General features: G+C 73.0%; 11 protein-coding genes. 9 read left to right on the forward strand and 2 right to left on the reverse strand.

The window, feature by feature from the left end; genetic code table 11:
- Positions 1-172 precede the first annotated feature (172 nt).
- Complete coding sequence (locus AAH991_RS24330; protein ID WP_346228209.1) at positions 173-3,352, forward strand: DEAD/DEAH box helicase; 3,180 nt, start codon at positions 173-175, stop codon at positions 3,350-3,352.
- Positions 3,352-4,311 (forward strand): SWIM zinc finger family protein, encoded by a 960-nt coding sequence (locus tag AAH991_RS24335; RefSeq protein WP_346228210.1) that lies wholly within the window; start codon positions 3,352-3,354, stop codon positions 4,309-4,311. The genes AAH991_RS24330 and AAH991_RS24335 overlap by 1 nt, the downstream gene beginning before the upstream one ends.
- A gap of 46 nt (positions 4,312-4,357) precedes the next feature.
- On the opposite strand, the gene AAH991_RS24340 is transcribed toward AAH991_RS24335, so the two are convergent.
- Together AAH991_RS24340 and AAH991_RS24345 are read right to left on the reverse strand one after the other, a co-directional pair.
- Positions 4,358-5,287, reverse strand: a complete 930-nt coding sequence (locus AAH991_RS24340) for a diacylglycerol/lipid kinase family protein (protein ID WP_346228211.1) — start codon at positions 5,285-5,287, stop codon at positions 4,358-4,360.
- Positions 5,288-5,390: 103 nt separating this feature from the next.
- Positions 5,391-8,150, reverse strand: coding sequence for an immune inhibitor A domain-containing protein (locus AAH991_RS24345; protein ID WP_346228212.1), 2,760 nt, complete (start codon positions 8,148-8,150; stop codon positions 5,391-5,393).
- 197 nt (positions 8,151-8,347) lie between these two features.
- On the opposite strand from AAH991_RS24345, the gene AAH991_RS24350 reads away from it, so the two are divergent.
- The 7 genes from AAH991_RS24350 to AAH991_RS24380 all read left to right on the forward strand — a co-directional run.
- Positions 8,348-9,700, forward strand: coding sequence for an FAD-binding oxidoreductase (locus AAH991_RS24350; protein WP_346228213.1), 1,353 nt, complete (start codon positions 8,348-8,350; stop codon positions 9,698-9,700).
- A gap of 54 nt (positions 9,701-9,754) precedes the next feature.
- Positions 9,755-11,623 (forward strand): serine/threonine protein kinase, encoded by a 1,869-nt coding sequence (locus AAH991_RS24355; RefSeq protein WP_346228214.1) that lies wholly within the window; start codon positions 9,755-9,757, stop codon positions 11,621-11,623.
- A 97-nt stretch (positions 11,624-11,720) separates the two neighbouring features.
- Positions 11,721-13,319, forward strand: a complete 1,599-nt coding sequence (locus AAH991_RS24360; RefSeq protein WP_346228215.1) for an acyl-CoA carboxylase subunit beta — start codon at positions 11,721-11,723, stop codon at positions 13,317-13,319.
- 67 nt (positions 13,320-13,386) lie between these two features.
- The gene (locus tag AAH991_RS24365; RefSeq protein WP_346228216.1) at positions 13,387-15,699 is read left to right on the forward strand and encodes an ATP-binding protein; all 2,313 of its coding nucleotides are present in this window, start codon (positions 13,387-13,389) and stop codon (positions 15,697-15,699) included.
- The gene (locus AAH991_RS24370; RefSeq protein WP_346228217.1) at positions 15,696-16,541 is read left to right on the forward strand and encodes an enoyl-CoA hydratase-related protein; all 846 of its coding nucleotides are present in this window, start codon (positions 15,696-15,698) and stop codon (positions 16,539-16,541) included. The genes AAH991_RS24365 and AAH991_RS24370 overlap by 4 nt, the downstream gene beginning before the upstream one ends.
- Positions 16,538-18,511 carry an acyclic terpene utilization AtuA family protein gene (locus tag AAH991_RS24375; RefSeq protein ID WP_346228218.1) on the forward strand — a complete coding sequence of 658 codons (1,974 nt, stop codon included), beginning with the start codon at positions 16,538-16,540 and terminating at the stop codon, positions 18,509-18,511. The genes AAH991_RS24370 and AAH991_RS24375 overlap by 4 nt, the downstream gene beginning before the upstream one ends.
- Positions 18,512-18,673: 162 nt before the next feature.
- Positions 18,674-18,873 (forward strand): hypothetical protein (locus tag AAH991_RS24380; protein ID WP_346228219.1); only part of this gene is annotated, 200 nt, incomplete at its 3' end.

Raw genomic sequence — 18,873 nt, forward strand, 5'->3', positions numbered from 1 at the left:
AAGCTCCCTCGCCGCTGCTAGCGTTCCGAGTTGGCGGGAGGAGACGGTGTGCTCGTGATCCACACGGCCTGCGGCAGCGGGCGGCTCGTGCTCCGGGTGAAGGAGGCGCAGTGGTCGTGATCCACGCCGCCTGGAACGGCGGGCGGCTCGTGCTCCGGGTGAAGGAGGCGCAGTGGTCGTGATCCACGCCGCCTGGAACGGCGGGCGGCTCGTGCTCTGGGCGGAGGACTCGGCCGGCGCGGAGCCGGTGGCCTCCCGCGCCGAGGTGCGCCCCCACCCCTTCGCCGTCCCGGCGAGCACGCTGGCCGCGGAGCTGCCGCGCTGGGGAGACGCGGCGGCCGAGGCGGCGGGCAAGGCCGTGTCCGGCGAAGCCGTGCTGCTGCTGCCGAGTTCGGCGACGAGTCCCCTGCCTTCCCCGGAGACCGGCCTGCGGATCACCGCGCGCCGCCCGAGGATACGTCCGTGGCGGGTGCCCGCGCTGCTGGTCGACGCGGGTGCGGCGATGCGCCTGCTGACCACGCTCGACGAGGCGGTCCGCCCTCCGATGGAGTCGCCGGAGCCGGAGGATCGTCTCGCCGACATTCTCCCCGGGCCGTCCCTGCGTTATCTCGCGGTCGTCGCCGCCCACGCCCGCGGTTTGGTGCGGCACGGCCGGGTGCTGCCTCAGCTCGTCACCGAGGACGGCGGCTACGCCGCGCGCTGGCGGCCCGTCCTGACCGGTCCCCACGCCGCGCGCTTCCGGGAGCTGGCCGCCGCCATGCCCCCGGTCTGCCGGGCCGTCGGCGAGGAGCGGCCCTCGGCGCGGGTCCTGAACGAGGCGCTGACGGCCTTGGCCGACGCCGCCGTACGGCAGGCTCTGCCCGAGCGTCTGCTGGGCGGGCACCGTCCCGGGCGGCGCGGTCCCCTGGCCGACCGCTGGACGGTGGCGCTCACCGGCGACACGGCGGCCCTTCCCGGAGTGCGCGAACAGGAAGCGGAGACGCTGGCCCGGCCGCTGGAGGAGTGGTTCAGGGCCGCCCAGCAGCTCGACGGCCCGGTCAAGGTGTGCTTCCGTCTCGTCGAGCCTCTCCCGGCCGAGGAGCCCCCTGGCCCGGAGGCGCCCGCGGGCCAGGAGATGCCGGTCGAGCCGGCCGCGGCCGCAGCTCGGGGTTCGGCCGGAGCAGGCGCCGATCCCCCGGCGGAAGCGGGGGCGACGGCCCCGCCGGACGCCGGAGGCTGGCGGGTGGAGTTCGCCCTTCAGTCGGCCGAGGACCCGAGCCTGTACCTGCCCGCTCCCCTCGTCTGGGCGGGCGAGACCATGTCCGGCCTGCCCGGGCGTCCGGACGAGACGCTGCTCGCCGGCCTGGGCCGGGCGGCCCGCCTGTACTCGAAGATCGACGACGCGCTGCGGGAGGCCAGGCCGGCGCACCTGAGCCTGGACGCCACGGGAGCCTTCCACTTCCTCCGCCACGCCGCGCCGCTTCTGCAGTCGGCCGGGTTCGGCGTGCAACTGCCCGCCTGGGCCGGCCGCACCCGGCTCGGCCTGAAGCTCACCGCCCGGTCGCGCTCCGGGCCCGGCGCGGCCGCCGGTCAGGGGTTCGGGCTGGCGCAGCTCGTCGACTTCCGGGCCGAGCTGGCCGTCGGCGACGAGACGATCAGCGCGACGGAGCTGGCCGAGCTGGCCCGGCTGAAAGTGCCGCTGGTCCGGCTGCGGGGGCAGTGGGTCGAGCTGGACGCCCGGCAGCTCGGGGCGGCGCTGAAGGCGGTGGAGCGACGCGGGTCGGGGCAGATGACGGTCGGCGAGGTCATCCAGGAGGTGGTCCACGGAGGGGACGACGAGCTGCCGCTCGTCGAGGTGGACGCCGACGGACTGCTCGGCGATCTGCTGTCCGGCGAGGCCGACCGCCGTCTCGAGCCCGTCGCGACCCCGGCCGCCTTCCACGGCACGCTGCGGCCCTACCAGGAGCGCGGCCTGGCCTGGCTCGATTTCATGTCCCGAATCGGGCTCGGCGGCATCCTCGCGGACGACATGGGCTTGGGCAAGACGGCCCAGACGCTCTCGCTCCTGACGAAGGAACGGGAGTCGGGCGAGCGGGCCGGGGCGACGCTGCTGGTGTGCCCGATGTCGCTGCTCACCAACTGGCAGAAGGAGGCCGCCCGGTTCGCGCCGTCGCTGGACGTCTATCTCCACCACGGCGCCGGCCGCCTGCGCGGCGAGGAACTGGCCGCGCGGGTCGCCGGGGCCGACCTCGTCCTCACGACGTACGGCACGGCCCTGCGCGACCGCGACGCCCTCGCCGGGTTCACCTGGGCCAGGGTCGTCTGCGACGAGGCCCAGGCGATCAAGAACGCCGCGGCCGGGCAGGCCCAGGCGGTGCGCTCGCTCCCGGCGCGGACGAGGCTGGCGCTGACCGGCACCCCGGTGGAGAACCACCTGGCCGAGCTGTGGTCGATCATGGAGTTCTGCAACCCCGGCCTGCTCGGATCGGCCCGTGCCTTCCGCGACCGCTACCAGGAGCCGATCGAACGGCACGGCGACGAGACCGCGACCGCCGCGCTCAAACGGGCCACCGGCCCCTTCGTCCTGCGGCGGCTCAAAACCGACAAGACGATCATTTCCGACCTGCCGGACAAGCTGGAGATGAAGGTCTGGTGCACGCTCACGCCGGAGCAGGCCAGCCTCTACCAGGCGGTGGTCGAGGACATGATCGGCAAGATCTCCGGCAGCGAGGGCATCGAGCGGCGCGGCAACGTCCTGGCCGCGATGGCCAAGCTCAAACAGGTCTGCAACCACCCGGCCCACCTGCTCAAGGACGGCTCCCGGCTGGCCGGCCGCTCCGGCAAGCTGGCCCGGCTGGAGGAGCTGGCCGAAGAGATCGTGAGCGAGGGCGACAAGGCGCTGGTCTTCACGCAGTACGCCGAGTTCGGCTCGATGCTGCAGCCCTATCTGGCGGCGCACCTCGACCGCCCGGTGCTGTGGCTGCACGGCGGCCTGCCGAAGAAGACCCGCGACGCGCTGGTGGAGCGGTTCCAGACCGCGGACGAGCCCGTGCTGTTCCTGCTGTCGCTCAAGGCCGCGGGGACCGGGCTCAACCTGACCGCGGCGAACCACGTGATCCATGTGGACCGGTGGTGGAACCCGGCTGTGGAGGACCAGGCGACCGACCGGGCCTTCCGCATCGGGCAGACGAGGAATGTGCAGGTCAGGAAGTTCGTCTGCGCCGGGACACTGGAGGAGCGGATCGACGAGATGATCGAGCGCAAGAAGGCCCTGGCCGACAGCGTCGTCGGGACGGGCGAGGACTGGATCGCCGGGCTGTCCACGGCGGAGCTGCGCGAGCTGTTCCGCCTGTCGCCCGAGGCGGTGAGCTGATGCCGGTCGGCAGGGACGGGTGGTTCGAGGCCGCGCGGCCCATCAAGGTCGAGGGCGGCATCAGGGCGCGCTCGAAGCGCGGATCCATCGGCGAGCAGTGGTGGTCGCGGCGGTTCATCGACATCCTGGAGCGCGTCTGCGACCCGGGCCGGCTGAGCCGGGGCCGTGCGTACGCCCGGCGCGGCCAGGTGCTCGACCTCGACCTCGGTCCCGGGCTGGCGAAGGCCAGGGTGCAGGGGTCGCGCCCGGAGCCGTACGACGTGAGCGTGCGCATCACGGCGTACGGCGAGCGGGAGTGGGCGGGGCTGGTCGAGGCGCTGGCCGCGCAGGCCCTCCACCGGGCCAAGCTGCTCGCGGGGGAGATGCCGCCGGAGATCGAGGACGTCTTCGCCGGATGCGGGCTGCCGCTTTTCCCCGGGGAGCGCGGGCTGGACATGGCCTGTTCCTGTCCCGACTGGGGCTTCCCGTGCAAGCACCTGTCGGCGGTGCTGTACCTGCTGGCCGAGGCGTTCGACGACGACCCGTTCCGGGTGCTGGCCTGGCGGGGCATGGCCAGGGACGCCCTGCTCGACGCGCTGCGCCGGACCGGCGGCGAGACCGAAACCGCGACCGGCGGCGAGCCCGGAAGCCCGACCGGCGGCGAGACCGGAAGCCCGACCGGCGGCGAGACCGGGAGCGCGATCGAGGGCGAGGCCGGGCCGCCTGGGGTTCCCGACGTGGCCGACGTCCCGTTCGCCGAACGGCTCGGCGACTTCTACGAGCCGGGCGCCTCGGCGGCCCGCCTCGCCCCGCCGCCCGGCCCCGAGGGTCATCCCGACCTGCTGCTGCGCGCGCTGGACCCGCCGAAGGTCAAGGCCAGGCACATTCCGCTCCTCGACCTGCTGCGGCCGGCGTACCGCGCCTTCGCGGCAGGGGAGAACGAGGATGCCGAGGAAGCGTCCCGTGATTTTCCGCCGTAGCGGCCGCGGTGGGCCGGAGAGGTCACGGGAGACGACCCTGTAGAGATCAGGTGTCCTCGAAGCTCTGCGGGACCATCACGCGGACGCCGTTCGGGATGGTCCTGAGCACGAGCGGGGTGCGCAACCGCACCTCGCCGTCGATGTCGGCGGCCATGGGCGGCTCGGTCTCCAGCAGCATCTCCTGGCCGGTGACGAACGGCCCGCCCGCGAGGCTGGTCCACCTGCCGGTGGTCGCCCGGACGAGCGTCTCCCCCAGCAGCCGCAGCCGCTTGCCCGAGCCGAGCTGGTAGGCCACCAGCTTGCGGTTGTCGATGCTGACGTCCCTGGCGATCTGCCACCCGCCGTGGAAGCGGCCGTTGGCGATGTTGAGCTGGTGGGTCAGCAGCTCGTGGCGTTTGCCGTCCACCGTGATGTACGCGCGGAACGGCCGGTGCCCGGGCAGGATGGTGAGCGCGGTCAGCGGGTAGGCCGCCCGGCCGAGCAACCGCTTGAGCCACGGCCTGACGGTGCCCGCCACCTCGACCGAGACGCCGAAGCTCGCGAGGTTGGCGAAGGGCCGGTCGCCGCAGACACCGAGGTCGATGTCGGCCACCTTGCCGTCGGTGAACACGCCGACCGCCCCGGCGAGGTCGAGCGGCAGCCCGAGACTGCGGGCGAAGTTGTTGGTGGTGCCCAGCGGCAGCACGCCGAGGGCGACGTCGCGGCCGGCCACGTGCTTGACCGAGCTGCTCAGCGTGCCGTCGCCGCCGCCGACCACGAGCAGATCGGGCTGCGGCTCGAGCGCCCGGGTGATCACGTCGCGCAGCCGGGACGGGTCGGTGACCGGGTGGACGCCGGTGAGCCGGAAGTCCCGGTCCTGCAGCAGCCGCACCACCTCGGCGTAGCGGCGGCGGCCTCGCCGCGATTTCGTGTTCACGACGACGGCGGCCCGCCGCTCCCGGTGGATGGCAGCCGTGTGATCCGCCTTGCTCCGCACGCTCACATGCTAGGGGCCGCCGGGCGCGGGCGCGCATGAGTGTGCCCGGCGGCCGTCCGGTGACGGACGGCGGCCGGGCACGGGGGACCGCCGGGAGGCGGTGTTACTTCTTGGCGGGCGTGATCTTCACGAGCGCGCCCATGTCCGACGGCAGCGGGCTGACCAGCGAGATCTGCACGCCGAGCTGCTTGCCCTCGTCGCCGGGGTTGCCGGTGCCGAGGATGACGCCGTCGCCGAGGTCGGTGCCGTACAGGTCCTTCGCCGGAGTGCCGTCCGCGTTCACGATCCTCGTCGTGTACGGCTGGTTGTCCTTGGACGGGACGACGGCCGAGGAGTCACGCTGGCGGTAGTAGAGGCTGCCGTCGTCGTGGATCTCCAGGCCGGGGTACCAGCCCTTGGCGTCCGTGAACGCCGTGACCGCGGCCTGCTTGCCGAACGAGGTGCAGTACTCGGTGAACGGCTCGCCCTCGACGCACTCCTTGAACGGGTAGGTGCCGACGAAGTTGAACGCCGCGTTGGACGACTGCGGGCGGGACGGGAGATTCTTCAGGACGCTCGGGTCCTTCTCCGCGGCGACGCCCGTACGGCGCAGCGGGTCGAAGTGCGAGTCCACGATGAGGAGCTCACCCTTCGGGCCCACCGACGGCATGTCGAACGCGGTGCCCGCGACGTCGTTGTTGGCGCGGGAGGTGTCGCGGTACCAGACGAGCAGGCCGGGAGCGTTGTACTTGACCTTCTCGACCTTCCACGCGCCGTCGCGCAGCCAGGTCGTGTCGTAGGCGTACTGCAGGCCCTTGTCGAACCCGTCGAAGTTGCGCCACTCGGCCAGGTAGTACTGCGCCGCCTGCTCCTGACCGGAGTGGATGATCCAGCCCCCGCCGGTGGTGTCGGTGAACGTGCCCTTGACGGCCGTCCAGCCGTTGGCGCCGCCCTCGACGTCGTCGGACCAGACCGCGGTGGCGCCGTTGGTCAGCGAGAAGTCGTCGTTGAACCAGCCGCGGTGCACGGACGCCGCGTCGGTGGCGATGCGCAGGCGGATCTGGACGGACTTCCCGGCGAACGGCGCCAGGTCGACGTACAGGTGCTGCCAGCCGGCGCTGACCCCGGTGACGCCGTACTTCTTGCCGCCGTAGTCCTTCAGGCGGCCGTTGGGGTCGGTGTAGTCGTCACCGGTGCTGGCGAGGCTGCCGTCCTCGTTGAAGACCTTCTGCTCGGTCCAGGTGGCGCCGCCGTCGGCGGAGACCTCGAAGAAGCCGTAGTCCCAGTCGGCCTCGATGTCCCAGTCGCTCCACCACCGGAACTTCACGTCCGACCCGGCCGGGACGTCGAGGGTCCTGGCCAGCTTGTTGTCGGCCCAGTCCTGGTCGCTGTTGGACCACCACATGTTCGCCCCGCTGTGCGGGGTGGACATGATGTTCAGCTTGTCCGGCAGGTTGATCCGGACGCCGTCCTCGGTGCCCTTCGGCGTGCGCGAGGTCTGGCCGACCGCGACGAGCTGGGACTTGCCGCCCTGCTCGATGACCTTCGGGTTGGCCCAGCCGAGCACCCACTTGTCCCACAGGCCCATGTGGGTCGGCATCGACTGGAAGATCGGCCCGGAGTGCGAGCCGCTCGACATCAGGTCCCAGAAGTCGACGTCGGAGTCGCCCTCGCCGGTGGTGTCGTACAGGTCCGGCAGGCCGAGGTCGTGGCCGTACTCGTGGGCGAACACGCCCACGCCGGAGTCCTCCGGCTGGAGGATGTAGTTGGAGATCTTGATGCTGGTGCCCGGGACCGTGTAGCCGCCGGCGACGTCGCTGGAGTGGGCCCACAGGGCCATCGTGCCCTCGTTGCCGCCGCCGCCCGACTTGTCCTCACCGGCGTGGATCAGCACGAGGTGGTCGACGACGCCGTCGGGCTCGTCGAAGTTGCCGTCGCCGTCCGCGTCGGAGACGTCCTCGACGTCGTAGTCCGCCCACGGGAAGTTCGGGTTCGACTTCACGAGCGCGTCCACCGCGTCGACCGCGAGCTGGGCGGCGCCGCGCGGGTTGTCCGGGTGGCCGGTCATGTCCTGCGGGTAGGTGTGGCACTTGCCCGCGCCGTACCACGCCTCGGAGTGCGGCACCTTCAGCCAGCCGACGGCCTCACCGGTGACGGTGTAGGCGCCCTTCGACATCTCCTCGTACATGTTCTTCATGGTGTAGCCGGAGATGTCGATGCCCTTCTTGCCGTCCCGGGGATCCTTCAGGTCCGGACGGACCCGGGTCGTGATCCCCTTCGAGCTGTAGAGCATGTCGTTGTAGTGGGCGGTGTTGAAGTCCGCCACCCACATCGAGTTGTTGTCCTTGCCCCCACCGGCGGCGGTCGCGGGGTTGGGGATCGTGTTGTGCAGCGGCCCGTTCAGCTTCGTGCCGGGCGGCTCGGTGACGCAGTCGTCGACGTCGTCGATCGTCCTCGGGTGCGACCAGCCCGAGAAGTCGTCGTTGGCCTGCTCGTTGAACTCGACCAGCAGCGTGAGCAGCTTCGCGGTGCGGGTCGTCTTCGCCTTCTTGTAGATGAAGTCGAAGGGGTTCTTCCCGGTTCTGATCGCCTGCTTCTCGTGCTTGGCCAGCACACGCGCCGCGACCGGGTTGCCGCTCGCGAACTTCTGGTCGACGGCCCGCGCCAGCGCGGCCGTCCGCTTGGCGCCCTTGGCGGGGACCTTCTCCTCGGTGGTGGTGAAGTCGCCCTGCACACGCGGCGGCGCGTAGTTGATGTAGTGGTCCTTGGCGGAGGGCTGATAGCCCGCCGTGGGCGCCGCAGCCGCACCGGCCGCAGCCAGACCTCCTGCCGCCAGCCCGAGCGCGGGCACGATCGCGGCGAGACGCCGGATTCTTCTGGACAACGAGATCCCTTCCCGTCCGGGTTCCCCGGACACCCATGCACGGCGCGCCGGGATGAGCGCGCATGCGGGACCTTAAACGAGGGGGTAAAGGCAGGGTAAAGAGGCGGCCGATATGGTTGTCAAAATGTGATCTGTACCGAAAACCGTTAATAATTCCGGATGAGACCCGATACCGAACCGTGCCGTAAAGTCCAGACGTGACCGAGCTGACCTCCGCGCTCGCCGCTGCACTGCCGGACGGGCGTGTCCTCACCGATCCCGACGTCACCGGCGCGTACGCCGGCGACCGCACGTTCGTGCCGCCGGGCAGGCCGCTCGGAGTGGTCCTGGCGCAGTCGCGCGACGACGTCGTGGCCACGATGCGCTGGGCGAGCGAGCACCGCGTGCCGGTGGTCCCGCGCGGCGCGGGCACCGGGCTCGCCGGCGGAGCGATCGCCGCCGACGGCTGCGTCGTCCTGTCGCTCGCACGGATGACCGCGATCCGCGAGCTGTCGCCGCAGGACGAGATCGCGGTCGTGGAGCCCGGCGTCATCACCGCCGACCTCGACCGGGCGGCCCGCGAGCACGGCCTGATGTACGCCCCCGACCCCTCGTCGTACGAGATCTCGACCATCGGCGGCAACCTGGCGACGAACGCGGGCGGCCTGCGGTGCGTGAAGTACGGCGTGACCCGCGACTCCACGCTCGGGCTCGAGGTCGTGCTGGCCGACGGCCGCGTGCTCACCACCGGCCGGCGCACGATGAAGGGCGTGACCGGCTACGACCTGACCGGCCTGTTCGTGGGGTCGGAGGGGACGCTCGGCGTGATCACCGCCGCGACGCTGCGGCTGCGGCCGGCGCCGCGCGAGACGGCCACGGTCGCCGCCGAGTTCACCTCGCTGCGCGACGCCGCCGCGGCCGTGGCGGCGATCGTCGCCGCGGGCTGCCAGCCGTCGCTGCTCGAACTGATGGACCGCACGACCCTCCAGGCCATCGACGACTGGAAGAACATCGGGCTCGAGCCGTCCACCAGGGCGATGCTGATCGCCCAGGCCGAGGGCCCGCCGGACGAGATGGCGGCCCGGATGGCGGACCTGTGCGCGGCCGCCTCGTTCGTCGCGGTCTCGTCCACCCCGGAGGAGGCGGCCGAGCTCATCGGCCTCAGGCGCCTGGCCTACCAGGCCAAGGAGCGGCTGGGCCAGTGCCTGGTGGAGGACGTGTGCGTGCCCCGCTCGGTGCTCCCCGAGATGATCACAACGATCGAGGAGGCCGCGGTCCGGCACAAGGTCATGATCGCGACGGTCGCGCACGCGGGGGACGGCAACGTCCACCCGGTGTTCGTGTTCGACCGCGGTCTCACCGAGCCGCCGGCGGAGGTCTGGGCCGCGGCCGACGAGGTCTTCCGCGCCGCGCTCGATCTCGGCGGGACGCTGACCGGCGAGCACGGCGTCGGCCTGCTGAAGAAGCGCTGGCTCGAACTGGAGACCGGTCCGGTGGCCGCCGAACTCCACCAGGGCATCAAGCAGGTGTTCGATCCACTGAACATCCTTAACCCCGGTAAAGCCATCTGACCGCTGGTAGCGTTTGCCTCCATTGTGAGGTTGTAGTGGTAATCGGGGGCGATTGTGGCGTTAGAGGCTGGTGATCCGGCACGCCTGGGCCCGTTCACTCTTGTCGACCGGCTCGGCGAGGGCGGCCAGGGGGTCGTCTTCCTCGGGCGGGGACCGGCGGGCGAGCAGGTCGCGGTCAAGTTGCTGCACACCCGGCTGACGGCCGATCCGGAGGCTCGGGAGCGGTTTCTGCGCGAGGTCGCGCTCGCGCAGCGGGTGGCGCCGTTCTGCACGGCCCCCGTCCTGTACGCCGACCTCGCGGGCAACCAGCCGTTCATCGTCAGCGAGTTCGTGTCCGGGCCGTCGCTGCGGCAGCTCGTGGACCGGGAGGGACCGCGCCGGGGCGCGGCGCTCGAACGGCTCGCCATCAGCACCGCGACGGCCCTGGCCGCCATCCACCGCGCGGGGATCACCCACCGCGACTTCAAGCCGGCCAACGTCCTGATGGGCCCCGAGGGCCCGGTCGTCATCGACTTCGGCGTGGCCAGGGCGCCCGACTCGCCGCAGGCCACGGCGACCGGCGCGTCCATCGGAACGCCCGCCTACCTCGCCCCCGAGGTGCTGTCGGGCGGCACCGCGGGCGCCGCGGCCGACATGTTCGCCTGGGGCGTCACGATGGTGTTCGCCGCCACCGGCAGGCCCGCCTTCGGCGCGGACACGATCCCCTCGGTCATCACGCGGATCCTGCACGCGCAGCCCGACCTGGGCGATCTCGCGATGCCCCTGCGGGACATCGTCGCCGCCTGCCTGTCGAAGGACCCCGCCCTGCGCCCCTCGGCCGAGGACGTCGTCGCGCGGCTCACCGGACAGCCCACCGCGCCCGTACGGCCCGCCGCCGCGCCGCAGCCGCCCCCACCGCAGGCCGTGGCACCGGGACCCCAAACACCGGGAAATCAAGCACCCGGACATCAAGCACCCGGACATCAAGCACCCGGACCCCACGCACCCGGACCCCACGCGCCGGGACCGCACGTACCCCCATCCGGACCGGGGGGTGCGGGGGCGCCGGTCCCGCCCCTACCACGCCGGTCCGGCCCCGGCGGGACGAGGCCGCGGCGGCCGGTGCTGACATGGGCGGTGGCCGGGGTCGGCGTGTCGGCCCTCGCGGCGGCGGCCTTCCTCGTGCCGACGTGGGTGTCCGCCAAGCAGATCTCCTCCGAGGACGCCCTCGGCCCCACGGTGACGCCCGCGGTGACGCCGTCCCAGGACGTGGAGATCCCCATCCCGCAGCCGTCCGAGCTGGTCACCCACAGCGGCCGCAAACCCGGCAAGCCCTCGCCGAGCCCTTCGGCGCGACGGCTCCAGCCGAGCGCGAAACCGGCCGTCACCCCCACGCGCCCCCGTCAGGCGCAGCCGTCGCCTTCCAAGGCGGCTCCCACCCAGGCCAAAGCCACCGCCAAGCCCACCGTCAAGCCCACCGGCGCCGCCGAGCTCACTCCTCCGCCCGCGAAGGCCACCCCCGCGCCGACCAAGGCGACCCCGGCGCCGACGAAGACCACCACGGCGCCCAAGCCCAGCGCGACGGCCAAGGCCACCCCGACGAAGACCACGGCGCCCAAGCTGAACACCTACACGGCCAAGGGCGTGTGCGGCAGCGGATACGGCGTCGTCGACTCGCATTCCTACGGGAATGCGACGACGTATCTGCTCTACAACGCGTCCAACGGCTACAACTGCGTGATCACCCTGTCGAAGTACGTCATGTCCAGCAAGATCAAGATGAGCGCGGTGCTGAAGGTCCAGAACGGGTCGTCGAAGACCGACTCCGGCAGCTACACGGTCTACGCCGGGCCGATCCGGCTGCCCGCCAAGGGCAAGTGCGTCATCTGGGGCGGCGGCTACGGCACCGCCGCCTGGAGCAGCTCATGGTCGCACTGTGGTTGACGATCGGCCGGGACGGGAGAGGCCGGGCCCGGCTCGTTGACGCGGCGACGGCTCATCAGGAGGATCATCACGTGACAGAACTCGGTTCGGTGATGCCATGACGGTGCTCGTGAGCCGGCTGGACCCCTCCGGCGGCGAGTACGGCGCGCGGCGCGAGGCCATGCTGGCCAAGCTCGCCGAGCTCGAGGCCGAGCACGCCAAGGCCGTCGCCGGAGGCGGGCCGAAGTACGTCGAGCGGCACCGGGAGCGCGGCAAGCTGCTGCCCCGGGAGCGGATCGAACTGCTCGTCGACCCCGACTCTCCGTTCCTGGAGCTGTCCCCGCTGGCGGCCTGGGGCACCGAATATCCCGTCGGCGCGAGCGTCGTGACCGGCATCGGGGTGATCGAGGGCGTCGAGTGCGTCGTCACGGCCAGCGACCCGACCGTGCGCGGCGGGGCGTCCAATCCCTGGACGCTGCGCAAGACACTGCGCGCCGCCGAGATCGCGCTGCGCAACCGCATGCCGTACGTGAACCTGGTGGAGTCGGGCGGCGCCGACCTGCCCTCGCAGAAGGACATCTTCATCCCCGGCGGCCAGGTGTTCCGCGACCTGACCCGGCTGTCGGCCGCCGGCGTCCCGACGATCGCGCTGGTCTTCGGCAACGCCACCGCGGGCGGCGCGTACGTGCCGGGCCTGAGCGACCACGTCGTGATGGTGCGGGAGCGCGCCAAGGTGTTCCTCGGCGGCCCGCCCCTGGTGAAGATGGCGACCGGCGAGGAGTCCGACGACGAGTCGCTGGGCGGCGCGGAGATGCACGCGCGGGCCTCCGGACTGGCCGATCACCTCGCCGCCGACGAGTACGACGCGCTGCGGATCGGCCGCCGCATCGTGCGGCGGCTCAACTGGCGCAAGGCGGGGAACGTTCCGGCGGCCGATTACGCGCCTCCGCTGTTCGACGAGGACGAGCTGCTGGGGATCGTGCCGGAGGACCTGAAGGTCCCCTTCGACCCTCGGGAGGTCCTTGCCCGGGTGGTGGACGGCAGCGACTTCGACGAGTTCAAGCCGCTCTACGGGCCGAGCCTGGTCACTGGATGGGCGAGCGTCCACGGCCATCCGATCGGGGTCCTCGCCAACGCCCGGGGTGTGCTCTTCGGGGAGGAGTCCCAGAAGGCCGCCCAGTTCATCCAGCTCGCGAACCAGTCGCGTACGCCACTCGTCTTCCTGCAGAACACCACGGGGTACATGGTCGGCAGGGAGTACGAGCAGAGCGGCATCATCAAGCACGGCGCGCTGATGATCAACGCGGTGGCCAACTCGACCGTGCCGCACATCACGATCGTCATGGGGGCCTCCTACGGCGCGGGCAACTACGGGATGTGCGGGCGGGCCTACGACCCCCGCTTCCTGTTCAGCTGGCCGAGCGCGAAGTCGGCCGTCATGGGCCCGGCCCAGCTCGCGGGCGTGATGTCGATCGTGGGGCGGGCCGCCGCGCAGGCGCGGGGGCAGGTCTACGACGAGGAGGCCGACACGGCGATGCGCGCGGCGGTCGAGGCGCAGATCGAGTCGGAGTCGGCGGCGTTCTTCCTGTCCGGGCGGCTGTACGACGACGGGGTCATCGACCCCCGCGACACCCGTACGGTGCTCGGGCTGTGCCTGTCGGCGGTCGCGGGGGCGCCCGACGCAGGCCGGGCCGGCTACGGCGTCTTCCGGATGTGACCGGCATGCGCATCGACACCGGTTTCACCGGCAGCGGGCTCATGCGGATCGGCGAGGGTGAGGGGTCATGATCGGGCGACTGCTGGTGGCGAACCGTGGAGAGATCGCCCGGCGGGTCTTCCGCACCTGCCGCGAACTGGGCATCGAGACCGTCGCCGTCTTCACCGACGCCGACGCGTCCGCCCCGCACGTCGCCGAGGCCGACCTGGCCGTACGGCTGGGCGGCCCCTCGGCGTACCTCGACCCGGAGCGCGTCGTCGAGGCGGCCCGCAGGTCGGGAGCCGACGCGGTCCACCCCGGGTACGGCTTCCTGTCCGAGAACGCCGCCTTCGCCCGTGCCGTGCTGGACGCCGGGCTGACCTGGATCGGTCCCTCCCCCGAGGCCGTCGCCGCGATGGGCAAGAAGATCGAGGCCAAGGCGCTGATGGCGGAGGCCGGCGTGCCGATCCTGCCGACCATCCCGCTGTCCCCGGACGGCCCGGTGGAGATGACGGCCCCCGTGCTGGTCAAGGCGTCGGCGGGTGGCGGCGGTCGCGGCATGCGGGTGGTACGCGACCCGGCCGACCTCGCCGGAGCCGTCGAGTCGGCCCGGCGGGAGGCGCTGTCGGCGTTCGGCGACGGGACGCTGTTCGCCGAGCCCCTGGTGGAGGGCGCCCGCCACATCGAGGTGCAGATCCTCGCCGACGCCCACGGCACGGTCTGGGCGCTCGGCGAGCGCGAGTGCTCGATCCAGCGCCGCCACCAGAAAGTGATCGAGGAGGCCCCCTCCCCTGCGGTCGGGCCCGAACTGCGGCGCGAACTGAGCGAGGCGGCGATCCGGGCCGCCCGCGCGATCGGCTACCAGGGCGCGGGCACGGTCGAGTTCCTGCTGTCGGACGAGGGGTTCTTCTTCCTGGAGATGAACACCCGCCTTCAGGTGGAGCACCCGGTCACCGAGTGCGTCTACGGGGTCGACCTGGTCCGGCTGCAGATCGAGGTGGCCGAGGGCGCCCACCTCGCCGCGCTGCCGCCGAGCCCGGTCGGGCACGCCATCGAGGCCCGCCTGTACGCCGAGGACTCCGAGGGCCGCCCGCGCAGCGGCGTGCTGCACCGCTTCGAGATCCCCGGCGTGGACGGCGAGTTCGGCCTCGGGGCGCGGTTGCGGCTCGACTCCGGAGTGGTCTCCGGCACCGAGGTGGGCGTCCACTACGACCCGATGCTGGCCAAGGTCGTCTCGTACGGCCGGGACCGGGCGGAGGCGGCCCGGCGGCTGGCGAACGCGCTCGCCCGCGCGCGGATCCACGGGCCGGCGACCAACCGCGACCTGCTCGTGGGAGTGCTGCGGCACCCGGACTTCCTGTCCGGGGCGCTCGACACCGGGTTTCTCGAGCGGCACCCCGTTCCGGCCTCGCTCGCCGGCCCCGAGGCCGTACGGTTGTCCGCGCTCGCGGCGGCGCTCGCCGGGGCGGCGGCGAACCGCGCGGCCGCCCGGCGCGACGGGGTGCTGGGCGGGCTGCCGGGCGGCTGGCGCAACGTCCCCTCCCAGCCGCAACGCACGGCGTTCGGCACGGAGGACGGCGGACGCCTGGAGATCGCCTACCGGCTGACCAGGGACGGGCTGCGGGCCGAGGGTTTCGAGGACGTCACGCTGGTGACGGCGGACCCCGGACGGGTGGTGCTGGAGACGGCGGGCCTGCGGCACGCCTTCGAGGTGGCCGCCTACCGGGGGGTGGTGCATGTCGATTCGGCGCTGGGGCCGGTCCGGCTCACCCCGGTCGAGCGCCTGCCCGAACCGGCCGGGCACGTCACGCCGGGGGCACTGCCCGCCCCGATGCCGGGTACGGTCCTGCGTGTCGAGGTCAAGCCCGGCGACGTGGTCGAGCCCGGGCAGCCGGTGGTCGTACTGGAGGCGATGAAGATGGAGCATCTGGTCGTGTCCCCCGCCTCCGGCACGGTGACGGCCCTGCACGTGACGCCGGGCGCGCAGGTCGAGGCGGGCGTGCCGCTCGCCGTGATCGAGCCGTCGCCGCCGGGAGAACCCGGCGGCGGCCCGCGCCCGGACGGGCCGGACGCGCGGACCGGCCCGGAGGCCGGCGCAGAAGCCGGCCCTGAGTTCCGCCCCGAGCTCGGCACGACGACCGGTACGACGACCGGTACGGCCGATGACCAGGGCCCGGGCTCGGCGGGCGGCCCGGAGACCGGCTCCCCCGCAGGCCCGGAAACGGGCCTCCCCCCGGCTCCTGAGACCGGTCTTCCGCCGAGCCCGGACACGGCGCACGCGGCGGCCCCGGAGGCGGCCCCTCCCGGGAGCGTGGAGAGCGGCGCCGAGATCGGCACGGAGACGGGCGCGCGGGGCACGGACGCCGGTGCGAATCCGGGCAGGGAGGCGGCGCAGCAGTGAGCGAACCCCAGGAGGTCCTGGTACGCCGGGAGCAGGCGGGCGGCGTGGCCACGATCACGCTCGACTCGCCGCACAACCGCAACGCCCTGTCGTCCCGCCTGCTGCGCCAACTCGACGACGCGCTGTCCTGGGCGCTGGACGACCCCGCCGTACGGGTGATCGTGCTGACCGGCGCGGGACCGGTGTTCTGCGCGGGCGCCGACCTGAAGGAGCAGCGCGGCGGAGGAGCGCCGGTCACCGCGTCGTTCCCCGACATCATGCTGCGGATCTGGGAGAGCCCGAAGCCGGTCGTGTGCCGCCTGAACGGCACGGCCCGGGCGGGCGGCCTCGGCCTGGTGGCGGCCTGTGACTTCGCCGTCGCCCCGGCGACCGCGTCGTTCGCCTTCACCGAAGTGCGGCTCGGGGTGGTCCCGGCCATGATCGCGGTCACCTGCCTGCGCCGTCTGGACCCAAGGGCCGCGGCCGAATACTTCCTCACCGGCGAGGTCTTCGACGCCGCGCGCGCCGTGGAGATCGGCCTGCTGACCCGGGCCGTCCCGGAGGAAGACCTCGACGCGACCGTTGCGCACTACACCGGCATGCTGCTGCGCGGCGGCCCCGAGGCGCTGGCGATCACCAAGCGGCTCGTGCGGGAGGTGCCGCTGCTGCCGGTCGAGGAGGGGTTCCGCGCGATGGCCGAGCTGTCGGCCGAGCGCTTCACCTCCGAGGAGGGGCAGGAGGGGATCCGGGCGTTCGCGGAGAAACGGCTCGCCGCCTGGGTCCCGTCGGCCCCGTCGGAGGCCCCGTCGGAGGCCCCGTCGGAGGCCCCGTCGGAGGCCAGGGCCGGAGACGCCGGGCGATGACGGCGGAGGCCGGGCGGCCGGGACCGATGCGGGTCGCGAACTGCGGCGGCTTCTACGGCGACCGGCTGTCGGCCGCCCGGGAGATGGTCGAGGGCGGGCCGATCGACGTGCTCACCGGCGACTGGCTGGCCGAGCTCACCATGTCGATCCTCGCCGGCAACCGGCTGAAGGGCCGTCCCGGCTACGCCCGCACCTTCCTCACCCAGATGGAGCAGGTCCTCGGCACCTGTCTCGACCGGGGCATCAGGGTCGTCGCCAACGCGGGCGGCCTCGACTCCGCCGGCTGCGCGGAGGCGGTGTCGGCCCTGGCCGACCGGCTCGGGCTGCGCGCGGCCGTCGCCCACGTCACCGGCGACGACCTCATGCCGCTCGCGGCGCCGCCGGTCCACGCGGACACCGGCGAGACCCTGCGGGCGACCCCGCTGACCGCCAACGCCTACCTCGGCGGCCGGCCGATCGCGGTGGCGCTGGAGCACGGCGCGGACGTCGTCGTCACCGGGCGGGTCACCGACGCCGCCCTGGTCACCGGGCCCGGCATGTGGTGGTTCGGCTGGGGCCCCGGCGACCTCGACCCGCTGGCCGGTTCCGTCGTCGCCGGGCATGTGATCGAGTGCGGCTGCCAGGCGACCGGCGGCAACTACGCCTTCTTCGAGGAGGTGCCCGACCTCGCCCGCTGCGGCTTCCCCATCGCGGAGCTGCACGCCGACGGGTCGAGCGTGATCACGAAGCACCCGGGCACCGGCGGGCTGGTCTCGATCGGGACCGTGACCGCGCAGCTGCTGTACGAGATCGCCTCGCCGCGCTATCTCGGGCCGGACGTGACCGCCCGGTTCGACACCATCCGGCTGGAGCAGGAGGGGCCCGACCGGGTCAGGATCACGGGCGTGCGCGGCGAACCCCCGCCGGAGACCCTGAAGGTCGCCGTCACCTACCTGGGCGGCCACCGCAACACGATGACGCTCGTGCTCACCGGCCTCGGCCTCGCCGCGAAGGCCCGGATCGCGCAGGAGGCGATCTGGGCCCGCGTCCCGCGCGAGTCGTTCGAACAGGTCCACGTGGAACTGACCCCCCTCGGCGCGGGTGGCGGCTCCGGCGCCCCGGGCGGCCCGAGCGGCGCGGGAACAAGCGGCGCGGGCGATCCGGACGCGGACGGCTACGGCGCCTTGAGCGGCCCTGCAGCCAACGGCACGGGCACGGACAGCACGGGCACGGACAGCACGGGCACGGACAGCGCAGGCACGGACAGCACGGGCACGGACAGCGCAGGCACGGCCGGGACGGGCACGGACAGCGCAGGCACGGCCGGGACGGGCACGGACAGCGCAGGCACGGCCGGGACGGCGTTGCTGCGAATCACGGTCATGGACCCCGATCCGCGCAGGGCCGGGCGGGCCTTCTCCTCCGCGGTGGTGGAGACCGGTCTGGCGAGCTACCCCGGCTTCTACGGTCTGACACCGCCCGGCGACGCCTCTCCCTACGGCGTCTACTGGCCCTCGTCGGTCGAGGCGCGGGCCGTGCTCCCCGTGGTGACCGTGGACGGGCTCCGCGTCGAGGTGCCGTACGCGCCGCCCGGGCCGGTGCTGGGCGAGCAGGCGGGAGGACCGCCCGGCGACGCGGTCGTGCCGCCGTACGCCGGGGATCTGTCGGCCGGGGTGGTCAGGCCGCTCGGCACGGTCGCCGGCGCCCGCTCGGGCGACAAGGGCGGCGACGCCAACCTCGGCGTCTGGGTGCGTGACCCCGCCCGGTATCCATGGCTCGCGGCGTTCCTGACCGTGGAACGGCTCAGGGCACTTCTGCCGGAGGTCGGCGACCTGCCGATCGAGCGGTTCGCGCTGCCGAACCTCCACGCGCTCAACTTCGTCGTCCGCGGACTGCTGGGCAGCGGCGTGGCGGCCAGCCCGCTCCTCGACGCCCAGGCCAAGGCGCTCGGGGAGCGTCTTCGCGCCGTACACGTGCCCGTCCCCCCGTGACCGGTGCCCGCGACCGCCAGGGTCGCCCGGGCAGAGCGGCCAGGCGGCATTCGCCCGAGCGGTAGGGGCTGTGGAAGACGCCGATCGGCCGTTAGGGTCGTCCGCCTGGATCTTGACGACACCGCCGCCCGGCTCGGGGTACCCGTCGAGGACGCAGACCGCGTGCACCGGCTCGCGGGCGACCTGCCGTCGGCTCCGCTGCCCGCCAAGGCCGACGCGCCCGCGATCCTCGCCCGGCTCGCGGTGCGGCCGGACGACGACGCCGCCGCCGCCGAGATCATGGCGGGCTGGCCCGACCCCGGCTCTCCACTGTGGACTCCGGAGCTGCGCTGGCTGCTCGACCGCTCGATCGCCCTGGTCCG

Origin of the sequence: Microbispora sp. ZYX-F-249 (genome assembly GCF_039649665.1) — a bacterium.
GTDB lineage: Bacteria > Actinomycetota > Actinomycetes > Streptosporangiales > Streptosporangiaceae > Microbispora > Microbispora maris.